Below are 225 nucleotides of genomic sequence, written 5' to 3'. Positions count from 1 at the left end.
GGTGGTGGAGGATGACGGGATCGAACCGACGACCCCCTGCTTGCAAAGCAGGTGCTCTCCCAGCTGAGCTAATCCCCCATGGGTATTTCTAAATACCGGCAACTGGTAGGGCTGGTTGGACTCGAACCAACGACCCCCGCGTTATCAACACGGTGCTCTAACCAGCTGAGCTACAGCCCCAATATTTGCTGTTCTCTATTCGTTACAGTCGATAAGTGTGAGCGC

At 54.7% G+C, this 225-nt stretch carries 2 tRNA genes; both read right to left on the bottom strand.

Features of this window, described 5'->3' with window-relative positions:
- Window positions 1-2: 2 nt before the first annotated feature.
- A tRNA-Ala gene (locus GTP46_RS29340) sits at window positions 3-78 on the bottom strand.
- Window positions 79-103: 25 nt separating this feature from the next.
- A tRNA-Ile gene (locus GTP46_RS29335) sits at window positions 104-180 on the bottom strand.
- Between the last annotated feature and the right edge of the window lie 45 nt (window positions 181-225).

It is taken from the genome of Duganella flavida, assembly GCF_009857445.1.
GTDB lineage: Bacteria > Pseudomonadota > Gammaproteobacteria > Burkholderiales > Burkholderiaceae_D > Rugamonas > Rugamonas flavida.
Note: the sequence above shows the minus strand (reverse complement) of the source record. Positions and strands in the feature narration are given on the sequence as shown.